9 protein-coding genes are annotated in these 12,998 nt (G+C 54.4%); all 9 read left to right on the top strand.

Annotated elements, in window-relative coordinates; translation table 11 throughout:
- Window positions 1-102 precede the first annotated feature (102 nt).
- The 9 genes from VK70_RS11630 to VK70_RS11590 are packed head-to-tail and all read left to right on the top strand — an operon-like array spanning window position 103 to window position 12,991.
- Complete coding sequence (locus VK70_RS11630; RefSeq protein ID WP_025693868.1) at window positions 103-909, top strand: electron transfer flavoprotein subunit beta/FixA family protein; 807 nt, start codon at window positions 103-105, stop codon at window positions 907-909.
- Window positions 910-912: 3 nt separating this feature from the next.
- Window positions 913-2,169 carry an electron transfer flavoprotein subunit alpha gene (locus VK70_RS11625; RefSeq protein ID WP_025693867.1) on the top strand — a complete coding sequence of 419 codons (1,257 nt, stop codon included), beginning with the start codon at window positions 913-915 and terminating at the stop codon, window positions 2,167-2,169.
- A gap of 36 nt (window positions 2,170-2,205) precedes the next feature.
- Window positions 2,206-2,454 carry an acyl carrier protein gene (locus tag VK70_RS11620; protein ID WP_025693866.1) on the top strand — a complete coding sequence of 83 codons (249 nt, stop codon included), beginning with the start codon at window positions 2,206-2,208 and terminating at the stop codon, window positions 2,452-2,454.
- The gene (locus VK70_RS11615; protein WP_081754706.1) at window positions 2,451-3,953 is read left to right on the top strand and encodes a class I adenylate-forming enzyme family protein; all 1,503 of its coding nucleotides are present in this window, start codon (window positions 2,451-2,453) and stop codon (window positions 3,951-3,953) included. The genes VK70_RS11620 and VK70_RS11615 overlap by 4 nt, the downstream gene beginning before the upstream one ends.
- Window positions 3,950-4,954, top strand: coding sequence for an adenine nucleotide alpha hydrolase family protein (locus tag VK70_RS11610; RefSeq protein ID WP_025693864.1), 1,005 nt, complete (start codon window positions 3,950-3,952; stop codon window positions 4,952-4,954). The genes VK70_RS11615 and VK70_RS11610 overlap by 4 nt, the downstream gene beginning before the upstream one ends.
- A gap of 29 nt (window positions 4,955-4,983) precedes the next feature.
- Window positions 4,984-6,804, top strand: coding sequence for a KamA family radical SAM protein (locus tag VK70_RS11605; RefSeq protein WP_025693863.1), 1,821 nt, complete (start codon window positions 4,984-4,986; stop codon window positions 6,802-6,804).
- 27 nt (window positions 6,805-6,831) lie between these two features.
- Window positions 6,832-8,604 carry an asparagine synthase (glutamine-hydrolyzing) gene (gene asnB, locus VK70_RS11600; protein WP_046723310.1) on the top strand — a complete coding sequence of 591 codons (1,773 nt, stop codon included), beginning with the start codon at window positions 6,832-6,834 and terminating at the stop codon, window positions 8,602-8,604.
- A 5-nt stretch (window positions 8,605-8,609) separates the two neighbouring features.
- Entirely contained in the window at window positions 8,610-9,791 is a 1,182-nt protein-coding gene (locus VK70_RS11595; RefSeq protein ID WP_025700056.1) for an acyl-CoA dehydrogenase family protein, read from the top strand.
- A complete protein-coding gene (locus tag VK70_RS11590; protein ID WP_046723307.1) occupies window positions 9,788-12,991 on the top strand; it encodes a non-ribosomal peptide synthetase in 3,204 nt (1,067 codons plus the stop codon). The genes VK70_RS11595 and VK70_RS11590 overlap by 4 nt, the downstream gene beginning before the upstream one ends.
- Window positions 12,992-12,998: the final 7 nt, after the last annotated feature.

The raw sequence follows: 12,998 nt of genomic DNA, 5'->3' as shown, positions 1-12,998 counted from the left end.
AATGTTGTTAAATTCCATAAATTTAAATTAAAAGACGAAAAAGCCATTGTTTTGAAAGCGTGAATTTTCGACTGCAAACCAAGCCAAAGTGAGGTGAAATGATTGGAGATTGTTGTATGCCTCAAGCAGATTCCGGTTATGGAAAATACTTCCGACAACTTGGCAGGCAGGGATCAGTTCGAATTGCGCAATAACCTGAACGATATGTTTGCCTTGGAAGCGGCACTTAAACTCAAAGAGGCCTGCGGGGGAAGGGTGACCTGCATTTCAATGGGACCGGCTCAATGCGCCGGACCGTTGAAGGAAGCTTTAGGTTTGGGAGCCGACAGGGCCATACTCCTGTCCTCGCCGGTCTTTGCGGGAGCGGACACGCTGGCGACTTCCTATACTTTGGCTGCATCGATTCGGAAGCTTTCTCCGTATGACTTGATTTTTACGGGAGAGCAATCATCGGACGGGGAGACGGGACAAGTCGGTCCCGAAGTAGCCGAGTATTTAGGCATTCCCCATTTGACGAGAGTGATCGATGTCCGGTATGAGGACGGGAGTCCGGAGATATCCGCTATCAAGGAAAGCGGCGACTGTGAGCTTGAGTATGTTCTGCCGCTCCCCGCTTTGTTCAGTGTGCGCAAGCATAGCAACCGTCCAAGGCTGCCGACGATACGGGGGACGCTCCGGGCGAGAAGGGAGACGATAACGATCTGGACGGAGGAACACTTGGCCGCTGACCCGGGAAGAATGGGATTAAAGGGATCGCCGACGCGAGTGCTGGAGATGACCCGATTGGTGAAAGCCGGCGAACGCCAAGAGGCTGAACTCAGCATTTTTGAAGAGGATACGGCCTGCGTTTCCCGGTTGGTATCCCGGCTCGGGTTAACCCGAGCCAAAGGTCAGGAGGGAGGAGGATAGAGCTTGATCATTCACGAGACCGACTGCAGCGGGTGCGGAATATGCAGGAGCATGTGCCCGGTCGAGGCCATATCCGTTAACGGAACCGTAGCAGTCATCGACGATGAGCGATGCATGGAGTGCGGATTTTGCGCATCATTATGTCCAAACAAGGCGATACGCCAGGATTCGGCCGAGTGGCCGGAAGAGGACAAGGAGACAGCGGCGAATAACCCCGCAGCGGCAGATGAGGTCAGCGAACGTCAGCCCACTGTGATATGTGTTTATATCGAACACACCGGCGGAGTTATCGACGAATCGTCCTATGAGGCAATCGGGGCCGCCAGGTCGCTCACCGGAGAGTCGGATTCCTTCAAAATAGCGGCGATCATAGCCGGAAACGGCAGCCGTCAGCTTGCCGGGGAAGTGATGCGCTGCGGTGCCCACGAGGTATGGCTGCTTGACTTGGACTGGCTTCCTTCCTATGCGGAAGATGTTCTTACCCGCATAACCGCCGATGTGCTGGCGAGAAGACAGCCGGATATATTCCTCGGCGGAGCAACGGAACACGGCCGTTCCCTGTTTCCGCGAATCGCAGCAAAGCTGGACACCGGATTGTGCGCGGATTGCACCGATCTAAGCTTGGAGCCGGAGACCCGCCGGTTGATTATTACCCGTCCTGCGCTTGGCGGCGGCGTTCTGGCCCGGATCGTCATTCCGCATCATTCTCCCCAGATGGCGACGCTGAAAGAACGCGCCTTCCAGAGAGCGGATCATTCCGGGCATCCCCCAGGAATGATTCTCGATTTCAGTGATGAATATCCTGTGATGCAGTCTGTATATACGCTGGGGAAGAGGATATTGCGGGATGGAAAGGGTTTCGAGCTCGGACAGGCTGATTCAATCGTCGCAGTCGGCCGGGGGATCGGTGCGGCTGCGAATCTGCCGCTGATTCACAAGCTGGCAGGGACGATTGGGGCCGAGATTGGCGCTACCCGTCCGCTGGTAGATGAAGGATGGCTGGAAGCTGCAAGACAAATCGGTCAAACGGGCGTTATCGTAAAGCCGAGTCTTTATATCGCATGCGGCATTTCGGGCGCGCTCCAGCATACGGTCGGCATGGATAAGTCGGAGATGATTATTGCGATAAATTCCGATGCCGGCGCGCCAATATTTCAATATGCCGACTATGGTATTGTCGGAGATTTGTTCCGGGTCATACCGGAATTTATCCATTGCATAGAGTCGGGAACGTTCAGAACTGTTGCTAACGGGCAGTGATAAGGATCTTATTTAAGACTAGAGGAGGCATTTATCATGAACGAAAGAGAACTTATTGCGGGTTTTATACAGGATTTGATCAATGAACCGGTGTCCGATCATGCAAGCAACTTATTTGAGCAAGGAATCTTAACCTCACTGGATGTACTTGACTTGCTGGCGTTCCTGGAGAATACCTTTGGGCTTGAGATATCCGAAGAAGACGTGGATATGGAGAGCTTCGGTACGATCGACGGCTTGGTGGGACTCGTGGAAAGGAAGCGGAACCTTGGAGTGCGCCAATGATGTTCATTCATGAATTGCTGTCCAAAGCGGCAATTGAGCAGCCGGACAAGGAGGCCTTTCGCTGCAAGGGCCAGGGGCTTACCTACATGGAAGCGGAAGCGGCGGTTGACGCTGTCATGGGCTTGCTTGTATCCAAGGGGATTGGAAAGGGTGATCGTGTCGGCATTTTTTCTTCTAAATGCTTGGATGAAATCATCGCTTTATTCGCCATTATGAGAATTGGCGCCGTCTTTGTCCATATCAATCCCTACTTTAAAGAAGAGCAGCTGCGTCATATTGCGGCCGATTGCGGAATCAAGCTGCTGTTTTTGCATGAAGGCAAAACTGGAACGTTCCTTAATGCGGAGCTTGCCGGAACCGTTCCGAATGTGATTTCGCTGCCGCTGGCGGAGTATAGTACCGGCGGTAATCCGGGGAAGATTGAGCCTGTCCCGGCCCTGGAAGATGATCCCGCTGCCATTTTGTATACCTCAGGTTCCACCGGGAGACCGAAAGGCATCGTCGTTACCCATCGTATTTTGTATGAATCGACAGTCGTGTCGGCAGGTCTGCTGGGGAACCATGCCAGCGACCGGATTATCAGCGTTACCCCATTTTCGTTTGACGGAGCTTTAAGCCAGTTGTTCACTTCCGTATTTGCCGGAGCAACACTGATCTTGCAAGATTCTGTCTTCCCCAAAGATATTGTCGATACCTTGTTGACAGAACGAATCACCGGATTCCATGCCGTTCCTTCTTTTTGGAGGATGCTGCTGCAAAGACATTCTCCTTTTGCCGGGCACCATTATCCGAATCTCAGATATATATCTATTATCGGGGAAGCTTTTCCCCCAAACGAAATAAAGAAGCTTAGGTCTGTGCTACCCGAGACCCGGTTCTACATGATGTACGGTACAACCGAGGCGTTCCGCTCCACCTGTCTCTTGCCGGAAGACTTTGACCGGAAATTCCCCTCGGCGGGCAAGCCGCTGCCGGGAGTGGAAATCGAAATCGTCAATCCGGAAGGCGAGCCCTGCCGGCCCGGAGAGATCGGGGAAATTACCCATCAGGGGGCCTTCGTTTCACCCGGTTACTGGAATCTTCCCAAGCTGACGGCGGAGACATTCAGGAACGGAAGGCTGTATACGGGCGATTTGGGGCGGCTGGATGAAGAGGGCTTTCTTTACATTGAGGGCCGTAAGGACATGATGCTCAAATTGATGGGAATCCGCGTCAGTCCTGAAGAAATCGAGGATGGCCTTTGCCGGATGCCCGGGATACGGGAAGCCGCCGCGGTTGGCATAACGGACGTCAACGGCAACGTCCGCATCAAAGCGGTCATTGTCCGGGAGGAGGGCGCGTCTCTTGAGGCGCAGGATGTCATCTTGCACTGCAAACGGAATTTGCCGCATTACATGATTCCATATGAGGTTGAATTTTGCGGCAGTTTGCCCAAGACGGCCACATTAAAAATCAATCGGTCCCTGTTGAGGGAGCCGGCAGGAGGAATGTCGTTGTGAAGCGTTGTACACGTTGCGTTCTGCCCGAGACCTATCCCGGAATTACGTTCGATTCGGATGGAGTGTGCTCCCTGTGCAGGCAAGCGGAGAACAGATCCGCCCTGCCTTCTTATGACAAATTACGCGGCAGGCTATCGGAACTGCTGGAGGACTGCAAGTCCGTCAAGCGCAGATACGATGCGTTGGTGGCATTCAGCGGTGGGAAGGACAGCACATTCCTGATTCATACCTTGAAGGAGAAGTACGGCTTATCGCTGCTGGCCTGTACTTTTGATAACGGCTATATGTCCGAAGCCTCTTTCCGCAATATGCGGACGGTGCTGAATGCGATGGATGTGGACCATCTGATCGTAAAGCCGCGGGCGGATATCATGAACAAAATTTTTCTCGGCAGCTCGGAGCCTGGCATCTATCCGCCCCATCTGACCGGTTTCGGCAGCGGAATTTGCATCTCATGCATCCGTATGGTGACTACCATGTCGCTGAGGGTCGCCATAGAGAAAGGGATACCGCTCGTCATGCTGGGCAACAGTCCCGGCCAATTGATCCAGTCGGAGAACGAGATCATTTTTCAGGACAATAAAATACCTTACGAATTAAGGAAAAATCTGTTCCGGCCGCTTGCGGATCGTCTGGGCGAAGACGTTTATGACTATGTCATGCTGAACAAAGAGGAATATCGAACCCGTCCGTTTCCGTACACCGTCAACGCATTTCCGCTAATCGGCTACGACGAGCGTAACATTTACGACACGATTTCCTCGCTCGGATGGGTCAGACCGGAGGATGTAGACCCCAATTCATCGAACTGCCGCTTGAATTCGCTGGGAATTGTGAAGCATTTGGAGCACTACGGCTTCCACCCCTATGATTATGAAATGAGTTTATTGGTGCAGCAGGGGATAATTACCAGAGAAGAAGCTTTGAGACGAGTTGAAGATCCAGCGGAGACGACATTAACCCTGTCGGAAGAAGTGGAGAAGAGCCTGATGTCTTCATGAATACAGGGCCGAAAGCGTGTGGTGGTAGCATGGCTTCCCGTGAAAAATTAACCGAATGGCTGGATGCCAATCCAGACATTTTGCGGCTCTTGGTGATGAGCGAGACTGTGGCGGAAGCTCGGGGGCGGCTGTTTGATTATTTGAACCAATGCGAACAGAACGTTCTCAAGAGCGATTGTCCGCTGCATCCGCTTGAACAAAAGAATGTAAGAAGCTGTATCGCGGTATTCCGCAATCTGATCTCCGAAGGAAATGAACGGAAGACGGGGCATAGTTGTCTTGCTGTCATTTGGGAAATGGCGACGGAGCATTGGAAGCAGGAGGACTGGCCGGATGTCAGCGACGCGTTTCTGGCGGAAATGACTCATCTGTTCAAAGGTGTGATCGGCCTGTCGGGCATTTACTCCAAGTCGGGAATCTGTAAGCGGGAGGTGCCCGAATTCGTCCATCTGGAAGGCCGGGAAGCGGCGGAGGCGAGGTCGGTCCATCTGGACGGGAAGGCGAATCAATATGAGGAGTTTATCCGCAAAAACGAATATATGACAGGGCTGCACCCGGCGGTGAAACAGGGCAGAGACGCGATGCGCGCGCGAATTCTGCGGTATTTGGGTGCGGAAGAAAGCGATTGGTCCGATTACAAGTGGCATCTGCGGCACCGGTTTCAACGCTTGGAGGATATTGCCGAAATTATCTCCTTGACGGATGAAGAGCAGGAGATGATTCGGGTAACAACGCAGCACCGGCTGCCGTTCGGGATAACGCCCTATTATTTGTCCTTGATGGACATGGAATCGTCCTTGTCCGGCCGGGACCGCAGCTTGCGGGCGCAAGTCATACCGAACCGGATTTACCTTGATGCTTATCTCAAGGCTTGTTCCGGCGGAAGGGAATCGCTGGATTTCATGCATGAGCGGGATACGTCTCCTGAACAATCCGTAACCCGAAGGTACGCGATGATCGCGATCGTCAAGCCCTATTTGTGGTGTCCCCAAATCTGCGTGTACTGTCAGCGGAATTGGGAGCTTGAGGGTGAGGAAGAAGACGAGGCGCAGCCTGCTTTTCAGGACTTGGAGAAAGCATTCGACTGGTTCCGGTCCAATCCCTCGATCAGCGAAGTGCTGATTACGGGCGGCGACCCGCTTACCGTTAACAACGAAATGCTGGAATATGTCATCCGAAATTTGTACGAGATCGAGCATATCCGGCGAATCCGGATCGGGACCCGAACGCTGGTGACGATGCCCATGCGATTTGACGAGGAGCTGCTGCGCATTCTATGCGCCTATCATAAGCCGCCCTTTAAAACGATAACGATGATGACTCATTTTCAGCATGCCTACGAGATATCCGAAGAAACGGCGGAGGCCGCGCTTAAACTGAAGAGAGCCGGAATCGACATCTACAATCAGCAGGTATTCACGCTTTACAACAGCCGGAAGTTTGAGACGAGCTTTCTAAGGGAGCAGCTTCGGTCTATCGGCGTCACTCCCTATTACTTATTTAACCTGAAAGGCAAGGAAGAGACGGCGAATTTTAAAGTTCCCGTTGCCCGGCTGCTTCAAGAGCAGAAGGAAGAGGCGCGCCTGCTCCCTGGGACGGTAAGGACGGACAAGCCGGTATTCAACGTGCCTACACTGGGCAAAAACGATCTGAACGCCTGGCAGGATCACGATATCGTTATGATCCACAAGGACGGGAGCCGAATCTATGAATTTTATCCATGGGAGAAGTACATGGCTCCGGTTAACACCTTTTTGTTCAAGGATGAGCCTATCGGCAATTATTTGGCAAAGCTTGAAGCGCTGGGCGAGGATATCCGGGATTACAAGACCATCTGGTATTATTTCTAATCGCCTGTCGAGGCGCGGGGAGGAAGTATGTGCGGAATATGCGGCATTGTTAACACGGACGCGGAACACCAAGTCCTCGAAGCGGAGCTGCGGAACATGATTGGTCTGCTTCGCCACCGGGGACCGGATGGGGAAGGGGTGCATATCGGCAATCGAATCGGTCTCGGCCATACGCGGCTGTCGATTATCGACCTGGCGCACGGCGGGCAGCCGATGACGAATGAAGACGGGAGCATCTGGCTGACCTATAACGGCGAGATATTTAATTTTCCGGAGCTGCGGCGCGAGCTGATCCAGCAAGGCCATACCTTTCGCACCAACTGCGATACGGAGGTTGTTGTTCACGCCTATGAGGAATACGGCCCGGACTGCGTGCTTAAATTTAACGGCATGTTCTCCTTTGCGCTGTGGGACGAACGAAACGAAACGCTGTTCATGGCAAGGGACCGGCTTGGAGTAAAGCCATTGTATTATACGATGGTCGGACATAGTTTTATTTTCGCTTCCGAAATCAAGGCGATTCTGTCCCATCCCTCGGTTACGGCGGAGGTGCGGGAAGGCGCGGTTCCCGAGTACTTGTTCTGCACCGTTCTGCTCGAAGGGCAAACCATGTTCAAAAATATTCACTCTCTGCCCCCGGGTTATACGCTCAGCGTGCAGGGAACGAAGCTGACAGCGGCCCGGTACTGGAGTATGAAGGCGGACGCAGGGGGAGAAAGGTCGCTTGATGCCTGGAAGGATGAGACGCTGTCGCTGCTCACCGACTCCGTGTGGAAAAGACGCATGAGCGATATTCCGTTCGGCTCTCTGCTCAGCGGGGGGCTGGATTCAAGTCTGCTGACGGCGCTCGCGGTAAGCGGCGGGTCTGATTCCCGATTGCGCACGTTCTCGATGGAATACGGGGACAACCGAGACGTGAGCGCCTCTAATTCCGACACGGCCTATGCGAGACTCATGGCAGAGCACCTTGGGACGGATCATAGGGAATTTATCTTCCGGACGGAAGATTACAGGGACATGATGGAGAAGGTCACCTGGCATATGGAAAAGCCCGTTGAATTGACGACGCCGTCCTTGTATTTGCTGTATCGGGAAATTAAAAAAGAGGTGTCGGTCGTCATTTCGGGTGAAGGGGCCGACGAACTGTTCGGCGGATACTTCTTCTTCCTGAACGGCGATCCTTCCGGGCAGGTCTCCCAGTTCCCGTGGGCTCCCTATTACCGGGAAGTATCCGGACTGCTTGACCAGGCCGTAGGGGAGCGGACCGGATTCCGGGACAAGGTGGAGTCATCGCTCCGGGATTCGTTAAGACAGTTTCCGTCCCGGGACCCGCTCAACCGTATTTTATATTTATTCATGAAATATTATTTGCTTGAGATGCTGGAACGGCAGGACAAGACGAGCATGGCCTCGGGTGTGGAAGTTCGGGTGCCTTTTCTGGATTACCGTATCGTGGAGCGCGTGATAAACCTTCCGTCGCAATACAAGTTGAAGGATGGCAGCGAAAAATGGTTTCTGAAAGAAATCGGAAAGTCTATTCTTCCCAGCGCCATAACCGACCGGAAGAAGAAGCCTTTTCCCTTCCCGGTTGATCCCAAATCGGTTATCGCTCAGAGGCAGCTGGCCTCCGACCTGATCCGTTCCGGCAATTCCAAAATTTCAGCCTATTTCGATAAGAGAAAAACGATCGATTTTTTGAATAAACGGGGCGATTACGCGGGGCTGGACAATTTGGCCGTCTTCCGCACATCGCATGCCTTGATCGCTCTCGAATTATGGCATAAAACGTTTGGAGTGTGAAAGCAATGACGGTTAACGAAATGCAGCAGATTATGGAAGAAACGGCGTCGAACTTTATCAAGACCTATGTGGAGCCGGCGGCGGGGGAGATCGACGAGCAGGAGACGTTTCCAATGAGCAATATGAAAGAAATGGGAAGGCTCGGCCTGCTTGGGATACCTTATCCCGAAGAATACGAAGGATTGGACCAGAGTTTTGCCTCTTACATCTCCTTCGTCCGTCAGCTTGCCGCCGCTTGCGCGTCAACGGCGATGACGGTTGTGGCCCATACCTGCCTGACCGGCCATCCGATTCATGCCTTCGGGTCCCCCTTGCAAAAGGCCGCACACCTCAGCCGGCTGGCTACGGGAGAAGCGATCGGCGCTTTTGCACTGACCGAACCGGACAGCGGCTCGGATATGGCTTCCATGCGGACAAGGGCCGTGGAGCACGACGACCATTACGTGTTGAACGGGTCTAAGACCTTTATCACCAATGCGAATGTAGCGGATATTTATCTTGTGGCGGCGAGCACGGCACCGGATAAAAAAATGCTCGGTCTTACCGTTTTTATTCTGGAAAAAGGTATGGAAGGCATCTCAACTTCCTCCAAGAAGGAACGCAAGCTCGGGATGAGAGGCGCCGATATGGGTGAACTCATCTTCCAGGATGTGATCGTTCCGAAGGAAAATGTCGTTGGACGCAAGAACTTTGGCTTGGAAGTTCTGCATGAAACGCTGGCAAGCGCCCGCATGGGCATGGCTGCAATCGCCGTCGGAATCGCCGAGGAAGCGCAGCGGCATTGTCTGCAATATGTGAAGCAGCGCAAGCAGTTCGATCAATACCTATACCAGTTTCAGACGATTAAAAATATGCTTGCGGATATGGAAGTGAATCTGAACGCGTCCCGGCTGCTGCTGGAAAGAGCCGTGCACCTGAAGGATAGCGGCAAGCCCTTCGCCAAGGAAGCGTCGGAGGCTAAGCTGTTCGCTTCGGAAACCGCGACGCGAATCACTAAGGATGCCGTTCAGATTTTCGGGGGTTACGGCTATTCGCGTGAATTGCCTCTGGAACGGTTGTTTCGGGACGCCAAGCTGACGGAAATCGGTGACGGGACTTCGGAAATTCAGCGGCTAATCATTGCCGATGAGCTGATCAAGCGCAGAGCAAAGTCTTCATTTAATCCGGTAGGAGGGCAGAAGCTATGAGACAAGGTAAAAGAAAGTATCCAGCGATTGAACACAGGGAGGAACGGCGGGATTACCCGCTGTCCTATCAGCAGGAACGCATTCTGTATCTGGACCAGCTGACGCCGGATGGCGCCCTGTGGAACAAAGTATCGGCCAAGCGGCTGACGGGCAGGCTGAACGCGGAAGCGATGCGGGCGGCCGTGGAGGAATTGGCCGGGCGTCACGCCGCGCTTCGGACGACAATTGAACTGGCCCAGCCCCCCGTCCAATCGTTCGGCCCCTTCTCGCCGGAGCAGTTCAGGCTGGTCGACCTGTCGCAAGGGGACCCAGGCAGCCGGGAGCAGGCTTTGGCGGAATGGTTCTCCAAGGAGTGCCGGGAGCCGATCGCCATCCGGGAAGGCGACCCGCTCTTTCAGGCGATTCTGGTGCAGTACGGAGCGGATGAGGCCCTCCTGGTCCTGAAGCTGCATCATATCGTCTCCGATGCGACGACGTTCCAGCTTCTGTGGCGGGATCTGAAGACGCTGTATAACCGCCGGACTGGCGCGGAGGCGGGTGAGCTGCCCCAGCTCGGCATCGCCTACGGCGATTATGCCCTGTGGCAAAAAGAGACGTTTGAGGAAGAGCGGACCTTGGAGCAGGAAGCGTACTGGCTGGAGCAGTTCAAGGGCGAGCTGCCCGTGCTGGACCTGCCGGCCGACTTTTCGCCGCCGCCGGGAATCAGCTTTCGGGGCGGGTTTGAGAAGCTGGAGCTGCCGGACGAATTAATCGGCCGCCTGAAGGCGCAATGCCTGAACAAGCGGGTTATCTTGTTCTCGGCGCTGCTGTCGGCTTATTACGTGCTGCTGCACAAATGCAGCCGCCAGGACGATGTGGTCGTCGGGACGGTGTTCGCCGGCCGGCATTACAGCCAGGAGCTGAGCCGGGCGGCAGGCTTCTTCGTGAACACGGTGGCGATCCGGGCCGAGGTAGACGGGGAATTGGCCTGGGAGGACCTGGTGAAGACGGTCCACGGGAAAGTGGACGAGGCGTACTATATGCAGGATTACCCGTTCGAGCGGCTGGTGCGCAAGCTGAATCCGGACCGGCAGCACAACCGGAATCCGCTCTTCCGGGCGATGTTCAACATGGTAACGGAAGCGAAAGAAGAAGGCGGATTTGCCGACCTGAAGGAGACGTGGCAGGAGGCAGAATCCGACGCGACGCAGGCGGACCTGCTGTTTGATATCCGGCAGCGGGAAGGAGAGACGGCGGTATGGGCGGAGTACAACAGCGACCGGTTCCGGCCGGAGACGGTGCGCCGGCTGCTGAAGATGTACGCTAATCTGCTGGAGGACATCGCTGAAAGACCGGACGCGCGGGTGAAGGAGCTGCGGCCGACCGACGCGGCCGAGCGGGAGAAGCTGGTTAAGGAATTCAACGATACCCGCGCCGCCTATCCGCCCAACAAATGCATCCATGAGCTGTTTGAGGAACAGGCAAGCCGCACCCCGGACCGGACGGCTCTCGTCTTCTTGGAGGATACGATGACCTATGAGGAGCTGAACCGCCAAGCCAACCGGCTGGCCCGCTATCTCCGTGACAAGGATATTGCGGCGGGAAGCGTCGTCGGCATTATGAGCGAGCGCTCCTTCGAGATGGTGATTTCCATTCTGGCCGTTCTCAAAGCGGGAGCCGCCTATGTGCCCGTCGACCCGCAGATTTCCGCGGAGCGGAGACGCTATATGCTGGAGGACAGCAATGCCCGCTTGCTGCTCGTCCATCCTGCACCGGACGGAGCGGATAGCGGCCCGGTTCCAGTAGTCAGCATTCAGGAAGCGCTGGCTTCCGCCAGTTCGGCAGATCATCTGGAGCCCGTCAGCCATACGGAAGATCTGATATATATCATGTACACCTCGGGCTCAACGGGCAAACCGAAAGGCGTTATGGTCGAACACGGCTCCGTGCTGAATACATTGTTTTATATGCAGCAGACCTTCCCGGTTCATTCAAACGACGCCCATCTGCTCAAGACTCACTTTGCTTTCGACGTTTCCGTCTCCGAGCTGTTCGGCTGGTTCTTTGAGGGCGGCAAGCTGGTAATCTTGGAACCGGGAGCGGAAAAGGAACCGGTCAAAATCGTGAAGGCGATCACGGAGCACGGGGTTACCCATGCCAATTTCTCGCCGTCATTCCTTCAAGCATTCTTGGAAGATCTTAAGGCGAGAGGAATCCGGGAGCTTGCCAGCTTGCGGTATGCGTTTGCCGCCGGAGAAGCGCTTAAGCCCCATGTCGTCAGATCCTTCCATGAACAAGTAAGCGGCACGGAATTGGTCAACGTGTACGGTCCGACGGAAACGGCCATTTATGCAACTTGCCACCGGCTCCGGCAGGACACGCCGGAAGAGCAGGTTCCGATCGGAGCTCCGCTGGCGAATGTGCAGGCGTATGTTCTGGACCGTTACAGCCAGCTTTTGCCGATAGGCTTGATCGGGGAACTATGCCTTTCGGGACCGAGCCTCGCGCGCGGATATGCGAATCTTCCCGAACTTACAGCCGAGAAGTTCGCTCCGAACCCTTACCGCCCGGGAGAAAGATTGTACCGCACCGGAGATTTGGTCCGCAGACGGGATAACGGCACACTGGACTATATTGGCCGGATTGATCAGCAAGTCAAAATTCGCGGATTCCGGATTGAGCCTGGCGAGATCGAAGAAACGCTGGCTTCGCATCCGTCGATCTTGTCGGCGGCTGTCATCGCCAGAGAGGATGAGCCTGGCCGTCAGATGCTGGTCGCTTACTGTGTCGTGCATCCGGACACCGAGATACCGGACGAGGAATGGAAACGGCATCTGGCCGAGTGGCTGCCTTCCTATATGATACCTTCCGCCTTTATCCAGCTGGAGACTATGCCTCTGAACAAGAGCGGGAAGGTGGACCGCTCCGCATTGCCAGCTCCCGGCCTTAATCATGATTCGAAGAATGAATCTGACCAGCCGATAAGCGAAGTGGAACGGAAGCTAATTGGAATAACCGAATCCATTCTCAACATTTCCGGCATTAATCCGAATGACAATTTCTTCGATTTAGGCGGCAATTCGTTGTTAACGATCCGTTTTATTACAGAAATTGAGCAGACATTCGGCATCAGTCTGTCGCTCATGGATTTCATCGATCTGCCCGTCCTGGCGAAATTGGCAAAAACGGTTGAATCCCTGCTGCCCGTCGGCGCTTCTTGATCCGTAA

Source organism: Paenibacillus durus ATCC 35681 (assembly GCF_000993825.1).
GTDB classification, from domain to species: Bacteria; Bacillota; Bacilli; order Paenibacillales; family Paenibacillaceae; genus Paenibacillus_AQ; species Paenibacillus_AQ durus_B.
Note: the sequence above shows the minus strand (reverse complement) of the source record. Positions and strands in the feature narration are given on the sequence as shown.